A 17,160-nucleotide genomic window follows, 5' to 3' on the forward strand; every position below is an offset into this window, starting at 1 on the left:
ATGCTATTAAAACAAAAAAATATCAATTACTTGAGAGTATTCTTAACAATAATCATTCAGATATATCTGATTACATGAAAACATCTATTAAATCTATTAAAAAGTATAAAGACTATATAAAAAATACATTTGAATGTGATTATACAAACGGATTAATTGAAGGAATTAATAATAAAATTAAAGTAATAAAAAGGATTGCATTTGGCTACAAAAGCTTTTTTCATTTCAAGAATAGAATACTTATAAGTCAAAATTTACTAAAGTTAAAAGCCGTCTAAAACCTATTCGGTTTTAAACGGCCAACAATTAACTTTGTGATTCTCTTTACCAACACTATTTGACAAAGAACCAATAAAGTCAACAGTATTTAATTAATCTAATTTACCGTAAAAAAATGTTCTTACAGGTTTTAAATTGTATTTATTAGGCATTATTATTTGTTCAGTGCTTCCCACAAATAATATACCTTCTTTTTTTAATGATTTACTAAATTTTGAATAAATTTCAGCTTTAGCTTCTTCTGTAAAATATATCATCACATTTCTACATACTATAAGATCACAATTATCAAAAAAACTATCTTTTAATAAATTATGCTGTTTAAAAGTAACTCTATTTTTTATTTCATCTTTTATACTATAACTATTTCCTACTTTGTTAAAAAATTTATTTATAAAATCTTTAGGTAAATTTTTTAAACTTTTTTCTGAATAAATTCCTGTTTTAGCCTTGTTCATAGCCTCTTTATCAAGATCTGTTGCTATTATATTTATCTTATTAATAGGCATAAATTTGCTAAGAAGCATAACCAATGAATAAGGTTCTTCTCCAGTAGAACAAGCAGCACTCCATACTTTTAAATTATTACTCTTTTTCATAAGATTAGGTATTATGTTTGATTCTAACACCTTCCATTGTTCTGGATTTCTATAAAATTCTGAAACATTTATAGTCATATAATTTATAAATTCATCAAATAATTTTTTATTTTTATCTATAGCATTAAAATAATCCTCAAAATTACTAAATCCATTTCTTCCAGCTAAAGATTCTAGCCTTCTACGCATTTGCTTTTCTTTATATAAAGAAAGATTTATACCTGTTTTTTTATAAATTTTTTCCTTAAAAACCTCATATCCAACCATTATATAATTTTCCTCCTATTTTAAAATCATAGTAAGTTCTATTTTTTTATTATCTAAATCTATATTTGCTATTTTTACTTTTACTTTATCTCCCAATTTAACAATATCTTTAGGACTTTTAATAAATTCATAAGACATATTAGATATATGTACAAATCCATCTACTGATTTATTTAATTTTACAAAAATTCCATAATCCTTAATAGTTTTTACTATTCCCTCTAATACATCTCCAACTTTATAATTTTCTAAAAACTCATCCCATGGATTTTTTTGAAGTTCTTTAATGCTTAATGATAACCTCTCTTTTTCCTTGTCAAAAGATAAAATTTTAACCTTCACATTATCCCCTATATTATATAGCTTAAATATATCTTCACCTTTATCCCAAGATACCTCTGTCTTATATACAAGTCCAATAAACCCTCCTAAATCTACAAAAATTCCATATTCTTTTATATCTTTTACAACACCTTCATATATGTTACCTTCTTCTATATTATTAATAAAACTAATTTTCTTTTTCTCTTGTTCCTTAAGTAATATATTTTTCACAGATAATATCAATCTTTTTTTATTCAAATCAACATCTATTACTTCAGCTCTTACTTTTTGGCCTCTATATTTTTCAAGTTCACTAGAGTTTATATATTTTATATCAATATGACTTAAAGGAATAAATCCCCTTACATTTTCTTTATAAATTGCTATTAATCCATTATCATTTTTTTCTTTTATTTCAACTTCTAAAACTTGCCCTACCTTCAAATTATTCCATATATTTTCTTCTTCAGCTTTTTTTTGAGAAAGTATAATTTCTCCAGAGTTTCTATCAACTTTTATTACTTTTACAAAAATTTCATCTCCTACTTTTAATTTTTCTCCTTCAACAACTTCATTTTTCGGAAGAATTCCATCAGTTTTATAATTCAAATCAACATAATATTCTTCTTTACACAACACAATTCTTCCTTTTAATATTTTTCCTTTCTTTATATTTTTAAATAATTTTTCTTCTTCCATTAACAACTGTTGCATTTCACTATTCATTTTCCCATCTCTCCCTTATATATTTTTTATAACTTTTCAATAGAGCTTACAACTTCCTCAATTATCCATTTCGGAGTTGATGCTCCTGCTGTTATTCCTACAAAAGAATATTTTTTAAGTTTATTTAAATCTAAATCATCTATAGTTTCTATATGATAAGTAATTACATTTTCACTACATATTTGTACTAATTTTTGAGTATTAGAACTATGCTTACCACCTATAACAATCATAACATCTACTTCTCTTGAAAGCTCTTTTGCTGCTTTTTGCCTTTCTCTTGTGGCTGAACATATTGTATTGTAAAACTCTACACACTCTAACATTTTCTCTAATTTCTCTGTTATTTTTTCATAAACATTCAAATTCATAGTAGTTTGAGCTACAACACAATACTTTTTATAATTTCTAGGAATATTATCTAAATCCTCTATATTTTTTACAATTACAGCTTCATTATTACACCATCCATTTATCCCTATAACTTCTGGATGCGAATAATCTCCAACTATTATTATTTTATATTCTTCATTATAATATTTATAAACTATATCTTGTATTTTTTTTACAAAAGGACAAGTTGCATCAATTATTTTTATTCCTTTTTCTTTTGCCTCTTCATATATTTTTAATCCAACTCCATGTGATCTTATTATCACTCTCGACTTATTTTCTGCTTCATCTAATGAATTTATTACTTTAAGTCCTTTATCTTCATATTTTTTAACTGCTTGCTTATTATGAATTAAAGGCCCTAATGAATATACATCAGAATTTTCTTCCACTTCTTTCCAAGCCATATTCATAGCCCTTTCAACACCAAAACAAAATCCAGCATATGAGGCTATTTTTACTTTCAACATTATCTCCCCCTTAATTTAACTTGTTCATATTTTCCCCAATTACATCTAAAACTTTTTGACTTAAAATTTCATAATCACTAGAAGTAAGTTTTTCCTTATAATATTCTTCAAAACTTATAGGATCATCTATATAAAGAGTTATTTTACTAAACAATTTGTAATTTCCAATAATAGAAACCGGACACACCTTTGCTTTTCCTTTTATAGCAAGCATAGCTGTTCCTGCTTTTGCTTTTCCAAGTTCTTCTCCCTTAATTCTAGTTCCTTCTGGAAATATACCTAAAGCTTTTTCTGATTTTAATATTTTTAATGCAACTTTTATAGTCGATATTCCTGTTTTATTTCTATCAACAGGAAATACATTTAAATTTTTAAGTATATATCCCAACAACTTATTTTTAAACAATTCCTTTTTTGCCATATAAGAAACTTCCCTTGGCATAAAAGCTCCTATTAAAATAGGATCTAGATTACTTTTATGATTAGATGCAAATATTAAAGGTTCTTTCATCGGCACTTTTTCTTCTCCTATTACTTCTATTTTATAAAACAATTTAATAATAGGGATCACTATACACTTAGCAATACTATAAAACTTCAAAAAACTCCCCCCTAATTTATATATTTCATCATTTCTTCAACCACTTCATCTATATTTTTATTACTAGTATCTATTTCTATAGCATCATCAGCCTTAATAAGTGGCGCAAATTCTCTTTTAGAATCAATTTCATCTCTAATTTCAATATCCTTTATTATATCATCGAGCTTAACATCATAACCTTTTTCTTTTAATTCTTTATATCTTCTAATAGCTCTTTCATTTACTCCTGCTGTTAAATAAAATTTAAAATCAGCATTTTTAAAAACATAACTCCCTATATCTCTTCCATCCATTATAACCGAATATTTTTGTCCCATTTTTCTCTGAAGATCAACCATTATTTCTCTTATTTCTCTTATCTGTGCTACTTTAGATACATTATTACTTACCTCAGGCGTTCTTATTTCTTCATTTACAATTTTTCCATCTAAATATATATTGTTTTCTTTAAAATCTATTTGAGTATTTTTAGCTATTTCTATTAAAGCTTTTTCATCTCCAATATTTATATTTTCTTTTATAGCTTTATACGTAATAGCTCTATACATAGCTCCTGTATCAATATAATTTATATTTAACTTTTTAGCTATTATTTTCGCTACAGTACTTTTCCCTGCTCCTGCTGGTCCATCAACTGCTATTACTACATTTTTCATCACAATCACTCCTCATATTTAAATCCAATCTTAAATTTTTTGCATTATTTAAATATACATGTACTATTTCACTTTTTTCTTTATTAGAATTTATATGAATTAAAACTCTTATACATTTTTTCAAACTACCTTTTATATATTTTTCTTCAAAATTCAAAAGAGGAACATCTATAATTCCCATTATTTCTCTTACAGCAACAGAAGGATAAACTTCATCTAAATCTCTTGTCATTGTAAAAATTATGCTTATTATATCTTCTTGCTTCAAATCATTAATTTCCATTATTTTTTTCATTAATACTGCTGTTTCTTTTAATATTTCTTCTTTTGTATTTTTATTTACAGTAGTAGCTCCTCTTATAGCTAAAATCTTCATATTATCACCATCGTAAGTTAATATTATATCAAATTTTAAACACTTATTCCAGCTAAGTAACCTGTTGAAAAAGCAATCTGTAAATTATATCCTCCAGTTAATCCTTCTACATCTATTATTTCTCCAGCAAAATAAAGATTGTTAATTACCTTTGACTCCATAGTTGATGAATTGATCTCTTTTACATTTATCCCCCCTGAAGTTACTATTGCTTCATTTATGCTTTTAGTTCCTACACAAGTTAATTTTAAATTTTTAATACTTTCTATAATCCTTTTTTCTTCTTGTTTATTTAATTCATTTGGCTTTTTATTTATACTTAAATAATTGAGTAATTCTTTTGTAAAATTAAGAGGAAGAATTTCTTTTAAATTATTATATATAGCTTTATTAGGATTTTTTCTAATAAGTTTAGATAATTCTTCTTTTTTTATATCAGGAATAAAATCCACAATAATATCTACTTCTTTTTCTTTTAAAGTTTTATTCAAAAACGAAGATATATTAAGTATAACTGGTCCTGTAACTCCAAAATGAGCAAATAATATATCTCCCAACATTTCTATTTTTTTATTTTTACTATAACTTGAAACTTTTACGTTTCTTATTGATATTCCCTGTAAATTTTTAATCCATTTTTCTTTTATAATTAGCGGTACTAAAGATGGATATATTTTATTTATAGTATGTCCATATTTTTTTAATATTTCATAAGTTTCTCCACTAGAGCCTGTTTTAGGATAACTCATCCCACCTGTTGAAATTATTACTTTATCTGCTTTTATTATTTCTTCACTTTCTAAAACAACTCCCTTAACTGCATTGTCTTCAACTAATAAATCTTTAAATTCTTTTTCATAAATTATTTTTACATTAGATTTTTTAAGTTCTTTTTTTAAAATATCAATTATTTCTTGAGATTTATCATTTTCCGGATATACTTTTAAATCTTCTTCTATTTTAAAATTCAAATTATGCTTTTTAAAAAATTCTACTAAATCTAAATTTGTAAATGTATAAAGACAACTATATAAAAATTTATGATTTACTACTATCTTTTCCAAAAAGTCTTCTATATCTCTCATATTTGTTATATTGCATCTTCCTCCGCCTGTTATTTTCAGTTTTTTACCAAGCTCTTTATTTTTGTCTATTAACATAACATCGTTATTATTTCTTCCTGCCATAATTGCTGCCATCATTCCAGCAGGTCCTCCTCCAATTACTAAAACTTTACTCATTTTACTCTCCTTCCAAATGACTAGTATCATTAATTTTTATTATAACCGGTCCATAGTCTCTAAATTCTACTATATTCAAAGCCGTATTATCTTGTTTTATTCTATAAAGATTAGAAAGATCAGAACCTAATAAACTTAAAAGTAATACTTTTATAGACATTCCATGAGATACTAAAAGTATATTAGAATTTCTGTGTTTTTTGTTTAGACTATTTATACATTTTAAAAGTCTTTCCTTTAAAGAAATCAAATTTTCTGCATCTGGTATTAGTGCATTATGAGGTTCATTTCTCCAAATTTTATATATATCAGAATATTGATTTTTAATTTCATCAATAGTAAGCCCTTCCCATTTTCCAAAATTTATTTCCCTCAAATTTTTATCATATATTACCTCTTTTTGTAAAACAGAAGATATTATATTAGAAGTTTCCATAGTTCTACCTAAATCACTACTATATATATAATCTATATTATATTTTGAAAGCTTAATAGCTAATTTTTTAGTTTCTTCCTTTCCTTTTTCTGTTAAACTCGAATTTCCATGCCCTTGAGTTTTTCCTTGTATATTCCATTCGGTTTGTCCATGCCTTACTATAAAAAATTTATTCATATTTTACCTCCTTTGTTATAATAATCTATTATACAACAAAAATCCTGTATTGTTTATTTAACAACACAGGATTGAAAATTTTGGATTATTTTTCATCATAAATATGATATTCTTTCCATATAATTTCTAGTTTGTCAAAATACTCTTTAATTTCTTCCTTTTTTCTCATTCCTACGGCTACTATTATAGCATTAGCAACGCTAAGCGGTGCAACTAAAGAATCAACAAAAGATGCCATATTACTTTTAACCGTTATAATTTCTTCTGATATTGAAGCCACAGGTGCAAGTACACTATCTGTTAAAGAAATAATACTTGCTCCTTGTTTTTTTGCATAATTTGCAAGTTCAAAGGTTTTCTTTGAATATCTTGGAAAACTTATTGTTATTACTAAATCATCTTTTCCAACTTTTAATATTTGTTCAAATAAATCGCTTATTCCATAACTGACAATATTAACATTATCTAAAATTATATTGAGATAAAACCCTAAATACTCTGCTATTGCAGTTGAACTTCTGAGTCCCACTATATATATTTTTCTAGCTTTTAATATTTTATTAATAGTATACTGAAAAGCATTTTCATCCATTTCATCAAGAGTACTTTTTATATTTTCTACATCTGATTTTAATACTTTTCTGAATATAGTCCAATCATTGGAATATTCTTTAGCCATTTCAACTCTTTGAACAGTTGTAAGCTTTGTTTTTATAAGTTCTTGAAGTGATTTTTGAAGTTTTGGATATCCATCAAACCCCAAAGCATTGGCAAATCTTACTACAGTAGATTCGCTTACTCCAACTTTTTCTCCTAATTTACCAGCTGTCATAAAAGCTGCTTTATCATAATTTGAAAGTATAAATTGAGCAATGAGTTTTTGCCCTTTACTCAATTTTGGAAATTGTTCCTGTATTATTGCAATTAAATCTTTGTTCTCTTCCATATAAAAACTAGCTCCCTTTTTACATATTTTTTATTAACAATTGTCCCTCATCAAAAGCTTTCATATTTAAATCCTCACTTCCTTGAGGAACTCTTGCTAATATTGCATTTTTTAAACTTTCCGTATTTACCATTTGAGTAACTTCCTTAATTGCTCCTAAAGCAACTATATTTGCTACCATTTCTCTGCCTACCTTTTCTTTAGCAGTTTTTATTATAGGTATTTTATAAAAATTATTTGCACTTATATTATTACTTATATTAACAGAAGAATCAACTATTAAAATTCCATTTTTTTTAATATTTTTTCCATATTGATCATATGCTTTCTGTGTTAAACATAATAACAAATCAGGACATATTACTTTAGGAAAGTTAATTTCTTCATCACTTATTATAACTTCTGACTTACTAGCTCCTCCTCTTGCTTCTGGTCCATACGACTGACTTTGAATAGCATTTATACTAGACATAATAGCGCTTTCAGCTAATATTATTCCTGCAAGAATTAACCCCTGTCCACCGGAGCCAGTTAATCTTATTTCTCTTTTCACACTAATCTCTCCTTTTTAAACAGATCTATTATTTTAAAATACTCATCCACATATTCAGGCTCTCTTGTATTCTTAAATTCTCCCATAAATATTTTCCCATTTAATTTATCTTTTGGTAGTTTATCTTTTAATTTAATATCTACAAAATTATCTTTTAAATAATTCATTAAATCTACAGAACTTCCCTTTTTATTTTTTCTACCATAATAAGTTGGACATATACTTACTCCTTCTATTAAAGAAAATCCTTTATGCATTATACCTTTCTTTACATACTCTATCATTTTTTTTACATGATAAACAGTAGCTCTTGCCACATATGTAGCTCCTGCCCCTGAAGCTAAATTACAAATATCAAACGGCTTATCAATATTCCCGTATGGAGCAGTAGTTGCCCTATCTTTAGTTGGTGTTGTAGGCGAATATTGTCCTCCTGTCATACCATATATATTATTATTAAATACAACTGTTGTTATATCTATATTTCTTCTACAAGCATGAATCAAATGATTTCCCCCAATTGCAGAAGCATCTCCATCTCCAGATATAACTATTACAGTAAGCTCTGGATTTGAAAACTTAAGTCCCGTTGCAAAAGCTATAGCTCTCCCATGTGTTGTATGAAGCGTATTGAAATTCATATATCCAGCTGCTCTTGATGAACAACCTATTCCAGAAACTATGCAAACCTTTTCCTTGTCAAGATTTAATTCCTCTATTGAAACAGCTATAGCTCTCATTAATATACCATGGCCACATCCAGAACACCAAATATGGGGAAGTCTTTGAATTCTAAAATTATTTTCTATAATTTTGCTAGGCACTGTAATACCCCCTTAACATAATCATTTATTTCTTCTGGAGTTATAATTTCTCCATTTGCTTTATTAATTCCATATACACAAGAGTCCTTATCTACTATTCGTTCTACCTCAATACGTATTTGACCTAAATTCATTTCTGGAACAAATATATTCTTTATTTTTTTATTTAATATTTTAATTTTTTCCTCTGGAAATGGCCAAATAGTTTTTAATACAAACATTCCTGCATTAATTCCTTGCTCTCTTAATATATTTACAGATTCTTTTGTAGATCTTGCCATACATCCAAAAGTTATAAATAAAATTTCTGCATCATCTATAAGATATTCTTCATAAATTAATATATCATCTAAATTATTATTAATTTTACTCATCAATCTATTTAAAAGTTTTTCAGCTTCTTTTGTGCTGTTAGTAGGAAAACCAGTTTCATCATGAATAAGTCCTGTAACATTATATCTATAACCTTCTCCAAAATTAGCCATAGCAGGAACTAAATCATCAGTATATTCATAAGCCTTATATTCTTCAGGAATACAAGTTGGCTTTTTTCTATTTATTATTTCAATTTCCCCATTTTCTGGTATTTCAACTTTTTCTCTCATATGAGCTATTACTTCATCTAAAAGAAGTATTACAGGTGTTCTATATTTTTCTGCAAAATTAAAAGCTTTTACTGTAAGATAAAAAGTTTCACTAACAGAAGTAGGTGATAAAACTATTATAGGATGATCTCCATGAGTCCCCCATTTTGCCTGCATTACATCTCCTTGAGATGGAGAAGTCGGAAGTCCTGTACTTGGTCCACCTCTTTGAACATTAACTATAACACAAGGAATTTCTGTAATTGAAGCATAACCAATATTCTCTTGTTTTAAAGAAAATCCTGGGCCACTAGTTGCTGTCATTGACTTTAATCCTCCTAAAGATCCTCCAATGACAGCTGCCATACTAGCTATTTCATCTTCCATTTGTATAAATTTCCCTCCAACTCTTGGAAGTAAAGCTGATGAAAGTTCTGCAATTTCAGTAGAAGGCGTTATAGGATATCCTGCAAAAAATCTCATTCCCGCATAAATAGCACCATGAACACAAGCTTCATTTCCTTGAAGAAATTTCACATTATCATGCATGTATTTTATCCCCCTCGCATAAAGTATCTTCTAAATATATAGCATAATCTGGACATCTAAGTTCACAAAGTCCACATTTTATGCAGTTTTGTATATTTTTTATATTTACTAAATTATCTCTTATTTCTAATACATTTTTAGGACAAAAAGCTACACAAATTCCACAAGCTTTACACCAATTAGAGTTTATTACGAGCTTTTTTTTATCTAGTGCCATAGTCTCCCCCCTAAATATATTTCAGAATTTTTTATTAATTATATAATATCAAAACAATTCCTTTTCTGCAATTTAAATTTCATTTTTTATTTTTAAACTTTCATTTTGAAATTAAAATTTCAAAAAATATTCAAATTCCCAATTTTATCATAATATGTTAAATCAGTGTAAAGAGGAGTTATAGAAATATATCCTTGTTCAACAGCTGCAATATCACTATCTTCATCTTGAAGAAATTCTCTAATTTTACCTCCCATCCAATAATATTTATTCCCAAAAGGATCAATCCTTTCTTCAAATGCATTTTCATATTTTCTTACTCCAAGTTTTGTAATTTTAATTCCTTCTATATTGTTATCTTTTATATTAGGAATATTAATATTTATAACACAATCTTTTAGTAAATCTAATCTTTTTTTGTATTTATTAACTATTTCCAATATATATTTTCCGCATTTTCTGTATTCTTCGCTTAATATATTTTTCCCAACATATGAAATTGCCATGGCAGGTTTATTTTGAATAAGCCCTTCAATTGCACCTGAAACCGTTCCTGAATATATAACATCTGTACCTAAATTCGGTCCATTATTTATTCCGCTTAAAACAAGATCTATATTTATACCTCTTAATATAACCTCTATCCCAAGTTTAACACAATCTGCAGGAGTTCCACTTACACTATATGCTTTAACACCTTCACAAAAATCAATTTCTTCTACTCTTAACGGAGTGTGCATAGTAATAGCATGACCAATTGCACTTTTTTCTGAATCTGGAGCAACCACATATACATTTGCTATATTTTTTATAGCATTAGCTAACTCATAAATTCCTTTAGCTCTTATACCATCATCATTTGTTATTAATATATTCATTCTTCATCACTTCCTAATATCATCTTTTTTTCAATTAATATAAGTTGTGGAGGATTATTTTTCTGATTTATAAAATTACATTTTAAAACATTAAAATAATTTTGATCTAGATTAGATAAAAATTCTTCTACTGCATTTTTTTCTTCCATTCCCCCTTCATGTCCTGTATATAGAGCAATACTTATAATTCCATAAGGTTTTAAAATTTTTAATGATTTTTCAATAGCCAAAATAGTAGTTTTAGGCTTTGTTATTAATTTATGATCGCCTCTAGGAAGATATCCTAAATTAAAAAAAATACAAGATACTTTTTCCCTTATGTATTTATCCATATTTTCATGTCCATCTAATATTAAAGATACCCTTTTAATAAGTCCATTTTTTTGAAGTCTTTCCTTAGTTTTATCTATTGCTATTTGTTGTATATCAAATCCATATACTTTACCTTTTTCTCCAACTTTTCTAGCTAAATATTCAGTATCATGTCCATTCCCAACAGTAGCATCTACAACTATATCTCCTTCTTTGATTGCATTTTCTAAAATTATTTTAGTCAAATCTGTAACTTTTGTTAAATACCTTGTTTTTCTCAACATTTACTCCTCCTTAAACTTTTTTATTTCCTCTACATGGATTTGTAAAAAACTCCAAAATATTTATATATAAATACTCATCTTCATTTACATCTAAATTTAAAATAAAATCCCTATTTTTCAAATCTTTAAACCCTATATTTTTATAAAAAGATACATTTTCATCTTTTTTTACCATAAATATTCTTATTCCATTAATATCAGCTAAATTTAAAAGAGATTTTATCAATCCATCTCTTAAAATGCTATCCATTCCTTTATCAAATATATCTATAATTTTCAAAACTGCTATATTATCTAATAACTCATATCCTCCAAATCCTAATATATCATTTTCTTCATATACAACCAAAAAATTATCTTTTGTAATAGTATTTATATTCTTTTCTTTTAAAATATTTTCAAATTTTTCCAAGTCTCTATCTTTAATTTTACAAATAGTAATCATTATATTCACTCCTCATTTATAAAGATTTCAAATACTTAATTTCATCTTCAGTCAAATATCTCCACTCACCTTTTTTAAGATTTCCTAATTTTATATTTCCCATAGATACTCTTTTTAAAGAAAGGACTGGATGTCCAATCGCTTTACACATTTTTCTTACTTGTCTATTTTTACCTTCATGTATTTTTATTTCACATATACTAATGCCGTTTTCTTTTTTTAATATTTTAAATTTCGCAGGAGCTGTTATATAATTTTCTATTTTTAAACCTTTTTCAAATTCTTTAATTTTATTTTCATTAGGAATCCCCTTTAATTTTGCTATATAAGTCTTCGTTATTTCATGTTTAGGATGAGTTAATTTATATGTAAGTTCTCCATCATTTGTAAGGAACAAAAGCCCTGACGTTTCATAATCTAATCTTCCTATTGGATAAATTCTTTCATCTATATTTTCAACTAAATCTAAAACTTTTTTTCTATTAAATTGATCTTTAACAGTAGTAACATATCCTTCTGGTTTATTTAAAATTATATATACCTTTTTATTTTTCAGATATATTTTTTTTCCATCAACCTCAACTATATCTTTATTTATGTCTATATCAACTCCCAACTCATCAATTATTTTTCCATTTACTTTTACTTTTTTATTTTTTATAAGTTCATCAGATTTTCTTCTTGAAGCTACTCCACATAACGCCATATATTTATTTAACCTCATACCATCTCTCCTTTATATTTAATATTTCAATATAAATATTGTTAAACCTACAATAAAATGTTAAAATACCTTTTATATAGTATATATTTTAACATCAATGTTATTCTACTTGGGAGGTTTTAACATGTTTTTTAAAGAAAAAACTAAGTACTACATTTTTATGCTTCTTATTGCGTTTTTACTTTTTAAACTCGTAAATAATACAGAATTCTTTATTCAAAAATTAAATTTTTTTACTTCATTAATCAATCCTTTTGTATGGGCTTTTGCTATTGCTTATTTATTAAATCCTATTATGGTTTATTTTGAAAACAATTTTAAAATTAAGAGAAGTCTTAGCATTCTCCTTATTTACTTTTTGCTTTTAAGTATAATCAATTTTACAATAACTATACTAACTCCTAGAATTGTCAGCAGTATAAATGATCTTTCAAAAAATATGCCTAATTACATAAATACTGCTCAAAGCTGGATAAATAATAATATTATTAAATCAAAATTATTAGAATACAGTAATCCTTATTTAAAACAAAATATAAATACTATTATAAATGAAGCTTTAAATTTTTTAAATATAACTTCATCTAATTTAGTAATAAAAGCTATTAATATCACTTCTAATCTATTTAATGCAGTACTTGGTTTAATAATTTCTATTTATTTATTAAAAGATAAAGAAAACCTTATAAACAATACTGAAAAACTTTTATATGCATTGAAAGGCAAAGAAAAATCAAATAAAATAATAAATTTTTGTAAATTAGTTAATAGAATATTTTCTCAATACATAGTAGGAAAAGCGATAGATTCTTTAATTATAGGAATTCTTTGTTTCATTGGATTATTAATTTTAAAAATTCCATATGCTCTTTTAATAAGCATAATAATCGGAATTACAAATATGATTCCTTACTTTGGTCCTTTTATAGGAGCCGTACCTGCAATTTTAATAACATTAATCAACAACCCAATAAACGCTTTATGGTTAGGTATATTTATATTTTTACTTCAACAATTCGATGGTCTATATCTGGGTCCTAAAATATTAGGTGATAAAGTAGGACTTAGCCCTTTATGGATTATAGTAGCAGTAATAATTGGCGGAGGAGCCTTTGGATTAGCTGGAATGTTTTTGGGTGTTCCTGCCATGGCTATAATCAAAATACAACTTGAAAAATATATAAATAGTAAACTTAATACAAAAAATTATTAAAAAACACTTACTTCCACTTGTCAAATTAAGTCGAATTTGTTATAATAACGAAGCAGGTGATTTTTTAGGTAATTTTCCAAGCATTTCAGGTCTTCAACAGATTTCAAAACTTGAAGACCTTTCTTTATTTTACATATTTCACAAAAATTCTCTGTATTACAATTGTAATACAGAGAATTTTTTTATAATCTAATTTACATATTTTTCTATATTTCAAATCAATTTTCAATAATTTCTACTATATATTTTTATTTAATTGGTTAAATTAAAAATAAAACATATAAATAAGGAGGAAAAAACATGTCGAATAAAAACAATAAAAATAACCAATACAATAAAAACGGAAGACAAACTCCTAATTTAAAACTCGAATTTTCAGAAGAACTTAATCTTCCAAATTCACTTCACCCCAGACAAACAGGATCTGTAAGTCAAAATACAAGTAAACCTATTCAAAAAAGAAAAAGAGATAAAAATGAATAATAGGAGGAAATAAAATGAACAACAATAAAAATTTAAAAAAAACAAACAAAAAAACAAATGCCGAACTTAGAAAAATGTATTCTGAACAAGGAAGCGATATCGGAATCGTAAATGGAAAAAAAATAGATTCAAACAACAAAAGGCTTACAAAACGCTCAAAACTTTCACACAAAAAAAATGCTTCTTACAATGAAGAAGCATAAAAAAGTTGCTGGAAAACAATTTTCCAGCAACTTTTAAAATTCAATTTAAATCATTATTTTACAAATATCATTTGTAAATGCTACAGGATCGTTTATCGGCAAACCTTCTATTAACAATGATTGATTATACAATATATTGGTATACAATTTTAATTTCTCTTTATCCTTTTCAAAACATTCTTTCAATGTCTTAAATATATCATGATTAACATTAATTTCTAAAATTTTATCAGCTTTTATATTTTGACTATTAGGCATAGTATTTAATATTTTTTCCATCTCTATACTTATCTCACCGTCATTCGATAAACATACAGGATGATTTTTTAATCTCTTTGATATTCTTACATCCTTAACTTTATCCCCTAAAACATTTTTCATATACTCAAAAACTTCTTTATAGCCCTCATATTCACTATTAGAATCTTTCTCATTTTCACAAGTTTCAATGCCTAAATCACTACTTGAAACTGATTTAAATTCCTTATCTTTATATGTCATTAACATTTTTATTGCAAACTCATCTATATCTTCAGTAAAATACAATATTTCATACCCTTTTTCTTTTACAAGTTCTATTTGAGGCAATTTTTCAATTCTATCATTCGTTTCTCCAACAGCATAATAAATATATTTTTGTTCTTCTGGCATTCTGTCGACGTATTCTTCTAAAGTTACCATCTTTTTCTCTTTAGAAGAATAAAACATCAATAAATCTTGTAATAGTTCTTTATTTGCACCAAAATCACTATAAACACCATATTTTAATTGTCTTCCAAATGATTTATAAAAAATTTCATACTTATCCCTTTCATTTTTTAACATATTTTTCAATTCATTTTTTATTTTATTTTTAATATTTTTAGCAATAAATTTTAACTGTCTAGTATGTTGAAGCATCTCTCTTGATATATTTAAAGATAAATCCTCTGAATCAACCATACCTTTTACAAAACTAAAATAATCAGGTAATAAATCTGAACATTTATTCATAATTAATACACCATTAGAATACAATTCTAAACCTTTTTCGTACTCTTTTGTATAAAAATCATAAGGTATTTTTTCAGGAATAAACAAAATAGCGTTATATCTTACAGTTCCATCAACACTAATATGAATATGCTTTAATGGCTTATCAAATCCATAATGTTTCTCCGAATAAAAATTTTCATAATCTTCTTTAGTAAGTTCATTTTTGTTTTTTCTCCAAATAGGTACCATACTATTTACTATTTCTTCTTCCATATATTCTTCATATTCATTTTCAGTACCATCTTTTAATTTTCTTTTTGTTACATTCATTTTTATAGGATATCTAATAAAATCAGAATACTTTTTAATAATATATTTTAATCTATATTCTTCTAAATACTCATCAAAGTTTTCTTCTTCCGTATTTTCTTTTATTTTTAATATAATATCTGTTCCAACCGAATCTTTTTCACATGGCTCAATTATATACCCATCTACACCAGTTGACTCCCACTTAAAAGCTTCATCACTTCCCAAAGCTTTAGTAATAACAGTAACCTTATCTGCAACCATAAATGCAGAATAAAATCCTACTCCAAATTGACCAATAATATCAAACCCTTCTTTAATTTCATGTTCTTTCTTAAATGCAAAAGATCCACTTTTTGCAATTATCCCTAGATTTTCTTCAAGTTCTTCTTTGGTCATTCCTATACCTGTATCTGAAATTTTTAATATTCTCTCTTTTTTATCTGGAATTACTTTGATATAATAATCATCTTTATTAAAAACTAAATTTTCATCAGTCAATGTCTTATAATAAATTTTATCAATCGCATCACTTGCATTAGAAATAAGTTCTCTTAAAAATATCTCTCTATTGGTATAAATAGAATTAATCACTAAATCTAATAATCTCTTAGACTCTGCTCTAAACTGCTTTTTTTCCAATTTGCTCTCCCCTTTCATATAAAATCCATTTTACTATGTAATTTTATTTTAATAACAAATTTCCTATAATATTTATTAGCACTCTCAACAACAGAGTGCTAATCTTTTAATTTTTATATATCATATCCTCAATCTCATGTCAAGATAGATGAATTTAATAGATAGCGTCAATTATTCAATCATCCCATTTTATTTAGCTTTATTACATGTTACTACTACAATTATAAAAACTACGCTATAAAAAATAATATAAGTAAGTTGTGTTTGCTCATTCATCTCCTACCTATAAAAGAAAAAAGACTTCTTCATTTACACTCTCATAATTAATATAAAGCAAGAGTTAAGTTTAGAAGATCGAAAAACATTAAAACAATTTACATCTCTCATAGTTAATATAAAACAAATAAGAGATATTGAAAGAGTGTTTGATTATTTAGAATTTACATCTCTCATAGTTAATATAAAACACCT

The 17,160-nt window shown here is 25.9% G+C and carries 22 protein-coding genes; 4 read left to right on the forward strand and 18 right to left on the reverse strand.

Annotated features, from left to right (window positions below; translation table 11 throughout):
* A partial coding sequence (locus tag BUA19_RS10485) for a transposase (protein ID WP_143145423.1) occupies window positions 1-278 on the forward strand: 278 nt, incomplete at its 5' end.
* A 93-nt stretch (window positions 279-371) separates the two neighbouring features.
* Here the strand turns inward: BUA19_RS10485 and BUA19_RS10490 are convergent.
* The 17 genes from BUA19_RS10490 to BUA19_RS10570 all read right to left on the reverse strand — a co-directional run bounded on the left by BUA19_RS10490 (window position 372) and on the right by BUA19_RS10570 (window position 12,864).
* Complete coding sequence (locus tag BUA19_RS10490; protein WP_178137495.1) at window positions 372-1,145, reverse strand: CheR family methyltransferase; 774 nt, start codon at window positions 1,143-1,145, stop codon at window positions 372-374.
* Window positions 1,146-1,160: 15 nt separating this feature from the next.
* The gene (locus BUA19_RS10495) at window positions 1,161-2,195 is read right to left on the reverse strand and encodes a 30S ribosomal protein S1 (protein WP_072726314.1); all 1,035 of its coding nucleotides are present in this window, start codon (window positions 2,193-2,195) and stop codon (window positions 1,161-1,163) included.
* A 26-nt stretch (window positions 2,196-2,221) separates the two neighbouring features.
* Window positions 2,222-3,055, reverse strand: a complete 834-nt coding sequence (locus BUA19_RS10500; RefSeq protein WP_143145424.1) for a 4-hydroxy-3-methylbut-2-enyl diphosphate reductase — start codon at window positions 3,053-3,055, stop codon at window positions 2,222-2,224.
* Between the two features lie 13 nt (window positions 3,056-3,068).
* A complete protein-coding gene (locus BUA19_RS10505) occupies window positions 3,069-3,659 on the reverse strand; it encodes a lysophospholipid acyltransferase family protein (protein ID WP_072726318.1) in 591 nt (196 codons plus the stop codon).
* Between the two features lie 11 nt (window positions 3,660-3,670).
* Window positions 3,671-4,318 carry a (d)CMP kinase gene (cmk, locus tag BUA19_RS10510; protein WP_072726320.1) on the reverse strand — a complete coding sequence of 216 codons (648 nt, stop codon included), beginning with the start codon at window positions 4,316-4,318 and terminating at the stop codon, window positions 3,671-3,673.
* Window positions 4,293-4,694, reverse strand: coding sequence for a chorismate mutase (gene aroH, locus BUA19_RS10515; protein WP_072726321.1), 402 nt, complete (start codon window positions 4,692-4,694; stop codon window positions 4,293-4,295). Before aroH ends, cmk begins: the two co-directional genes overlap by 26 nt.
* Before the next feature lie 35 nt (window positions 4,695-4,729).
* Entirely contained in the window at window positions 4,730-5,935 is a 1,206-nt protein-coding gene (locus tag BUA19_RS10520) for a BaiN/RdsA family NAD(P)/FAD-dependent oxidoreductase (RefSeq protein WP_072726323.1), read from the reverse strand.
* 1 nt (window position 5,936) lies between these two features.
* Complete coding sequence (locus BUA19_RS10525; protein ID WP_072726325.1) at window positions 5,937-6,548, reverse strand: histidine phosphatase family protein; 612 nt, start codon at window positions 6,546-6,548, stop codon at window positions 5,937-5,939.
* Window positions 6,549-6,633: 85 nt separating this feature from the next.
* The gene (locus BUA19_RS10530) at window positions 6,634-7,494 is read right to left on the reverse strand and encodes a MurR/RpiR family transcriptional regulator (RefSeq protein ID WP_072726326.1); all 861 of its coding nucleotides are present in this window, start codon (window positions 7,492-7,494) and stop codon (window positions 6,634-6,636) included.
* Window positions 7,495-7,513: 19 nt separating this feature from the next.
* On the reverse strand, window positions 7,514-8,047 hold the full coding sequence (locus BUA19_RS10535; RefSeq protein ID WP_072726328.1) for a 2-oxoacid:acceptor oxidoreductase family protein: 534 nt from the start codon (window positions 8,045-8,047) through the stop codon (window positions 7,514-7,516).
* Window positions 8,044-8,871, reverse strand: coding sequence for a 2-oxoacid:ferredoxin oxidoreductase subunit beta (locus BUA19_RS10540; RefSeq protein ID WP_072726329.1), 828 nt, complete (start codon window positions 8,869-8,871; stop codon window positions 8,044-8,046). Before BUA19_RS10540 ends, BUA19_RS10535 begins: the two co-directional genes overlap by 4 nt.
* Entirely contained in the window at window positions 8,853-10,004 is a 1,152-nt protein-coding gene (locus BUA19_RS10545) for a 2-oxoacid:acceptor oxidoreductase subunit alpha (RefSeq protein WP_072726331.1), read from the reverse strand. Before BUA19_RS10545 ends, BUA19_RS10540 begins: the two co-directional genes overlap by 19 nt.
* Window positions 9,997-10,221 carry a 4Fe-4S dicluster domain-containing protein gene (locus tag BUA19_RS10550; protein WP_072726333.1) on the reverse strand — a complete coding sequence of 75 codons (225 nt, stop codon included), beginning with the start codon at window positions 10,219-10,221 and terminating at the stop codon, window positions 9,997-9,999. Before BUA19_RS10550 ends, BUA19_RS10545 begins: the two co-directional genes overlap by 8 nt.
* Before the next feature lie 119 nt (window positions 10,222-10,340).
* Complete coding sequence (gene surE / locus BUA19_RS10555) at window positions 10,341-11,099, reverse strand: 5'/3'-nucleotidase SurE (protein ID WP_072726334.1); 759 nt, start codon at window positions 11,097-11,099, stop codon at window positions 10,341-10,343.
* Window positions 11,096-11,695, reverse strand: coding sequence for a class I SAM-dependent methyltransferase (locus BUA19_RS10560; RefSeq protein WP_072726336.1), 600 nt, complete (start codon window positions 11,693-11,695; stop codon window positions 11,096-11,098). The genes surE and BUA19_RS10560 overlap by 4 nt, the downstream gene beginning before the upstream one ends.
* Window positions 11,696-11,705: 10 nt before the next feature.
* Entirely contained in the window at window positions 11,706-12,140 is a 435-nt protein-coding gene (locus tag BUA19_RS10565) for a GNAT family N-acetyltransferase (RefSeq protein WP_072726338.1), read from the reverse strand.
* Window positions 12,141-12,156: 16 nt separating this feature from the next.
* Window positions 12,157-12,864 (reverse strand): pseudouridine synthase, encoded by a 708-nt coding sequence (locus BUA19_RS10570; RefSeq protein WP_072726340.1) that lies wholly within the window; start codon window positions 12,862-12,864, stop codon window positions 12,157-12,159.
* A 124-nt stretch (window positions 12,865-12,988) separates the two neighbouring features.
* On the opposite strand from BUA19_RS10570, the gene BUA19_RS10575 reads away from it, so the two are divergent.
* From BUA19_RS10575 to BUA19_RS10585, 3 genes are all read left to right on the forward strand, one after another.
* Window positions 12,989-14,077 carry an AI-2E family transporter gene (locus BUA19_RS10575; RefSeq protein ID WP_072726342.1) on the forward strand — a complete coding sequence of 363 codons (1,089 nt, stop codon included), beginning with the start codon at window positions 12,989-12,991 and terminating at the stop codon, window positions 14,075-14,077.
* 300 nt (window positions 14,078-14,377) lie between these two features.
* Window positions 14,378-14,560: a hypothetical protein gene (locus BUA19_RS10580; protein ID WP_072726344.1), complete on the forward strand. Its 183-nt coding sequence runs from the start codon at window positions 14,378-14,380 to the stop codon at window positions 14,558-14,560.
* Window positions 14,561-14,574: 14 nt separating this feature from the next.
* Complete coding sequence (locus BUA19_RS10585; protein ID WP_072726346.1) at window positions 14,575-14,763, forward strand: hypothetical protein; 189 nt, start codon at window positions 14,575-14,577, stop codon at window positions 14,761-14,763.
* Window positions 14,764-14,808: 45 nt separating this feature from the next.
* On the opposite strand, the gene htpG is transcribed toward BUA19_RS10585, so the two are convergent.
* Complete coding sequence (gene htpG, locus BUA19_RS10590) at window positions 14,809-16,689, reverse strand: molecular chaperone HtpG (RefSeq protein WP_072726348.1); 1,881 nt, start codon at window positions 16,687-16,689, stop codon at window positions 14,809-14,811.
* Window positions 16,690-17,160: the final 471 nt, after the last annotated feature.

The sequence above is a fragment of the Tepidibacter thalassicus DSM 15285 genome (genome assembly GCF_900129915.1).
In the GTDB taxonomy this organism is placed as follows: Bacteria; Bacillota; Clostridia; order Peptostreptococcales; family Peptostreptococcaceae; genus Tepidibacter; species Tepidibacter thalassicus.

What these genes read in the sequence shown, in the direction of transcription:
- BUA19_RS10530 (WP_072726326.1), bottom strand. Translation starts at nt 7,494, where the DNA reads ATGGAAGAGAACAAAGATTTAATTGCAATAATACAGGAACAATTTCCA.
- BUA19_RS10570 (WP_072726340.1), bottom strand. Translation starts at nt 12,864, where the DNA reads ATGAGGTTAAATAAATATATGGCGTTATGTGGAGTAGCTTCAAGAAGA.
- BUA19_RS10545 (WP_072726331.1), bottom strand. Translation starts at nt 10,004, where the DNA reads ATGCATGATAATGTGAAATTTCTTCAAGGAAATGAAGCTTGTGTTCAT.
- BUA19_RS10575 (WP_072726342.1), top strand. Translation starts at nt 12,989, where the DNA reads ATGTTTTTTAAAGAAAAAACTAAGTACTACATTTTTATGCTTCTTATT.
- aroH (WP_072726321.1), bottom strand. Translation starts at nt 4,694, where the DNA reads ATGAAGATTTTAGCTATAAGAGGAGCTACTACTGTAAATAAAAATACA.
- BUA19_RS10560 (WP_072726336.1), bottom strand. Translation starts at nt 11,695, where the DNA reads ATGTTGAGAAAAACAAGGTATTTAACAAAAGTTACAGATTTGACTAAA.
- cmk (WP_072726320.1), bottom strand. Translation starts at nt 4,318, where the DNA reads ATGAAAAATGTAGTAATAGCAGTTGATGGACCAGCAGGAGCAGGGAAA.
- BUA19_RS10495 (WP_072726314.1), bottom strand. Translation starts at nt 2,195, where the DNA reads ATGAATAGTGAAATGCAACAGTTGTTAATGGAAGAAGAAAAATTATTT.
- BUA19_RS10520 (WP_072726323.1), bottom strand. Translation starts at nt 5,935, where the DNA reads ATGAGTAAAGTTTTAGTAATTGGAGGAGGACCTGCTGGAATGATGGCA.
- BUA19_RS10490 (WP_178137495.1), bottom strand. Translation starts at nt 1,145, where the DNA reads ATGGTTGGATATGAGGTTTTTAAGGAAAAAATTTATAAAAAAACAGGT.
- BUA19_RS10525 (WP_072726325.1), bottom strand. Translation starts at nt 6,548, where the DNA reads ATGAATAAATTTTTTATAGTAAGGCATGGACAAACCGAATGGAATATA.
- BUA19_RS10585 (WP_072726346.1), top strand. Translation starts at nt 14,575, where the DNA reads ATGAACAACAATAAAAATTTAAAAAAAACAAACAAAAAAACAAATGCC.
- BUA19_RS10580 (WP_072726344.1), top strand. Translation starts at nt 14,378, where the DNA reads ATGTCGAATAAAAACAATAAAAATAACCAATACAATAAAAACGGAAGA.
- BUA19_RS10550 (WP_072726333.1), bottom strand. Translation starts at nt 10,221, where the DNA reads ATGGCACTAGATAAAAAAAAGCTCGTAATAAACTCTAATTGGTGTAAA.
- surE (WP_072726334.1), bottom strand. Translation starts at nt 11,099, where the DNA reads ATGAATATATTAATAACAAATGATGATGGTATAAGAGCTAAAGGAATT.
- BUA19_RS10565 (WP_072726338.1), bottom strand. Translation starts at nt 12,140, where the DNA reads ATGATTACTATTTGTAAAATTAAAGATAGAGACTTGGAAAAATTTGAA.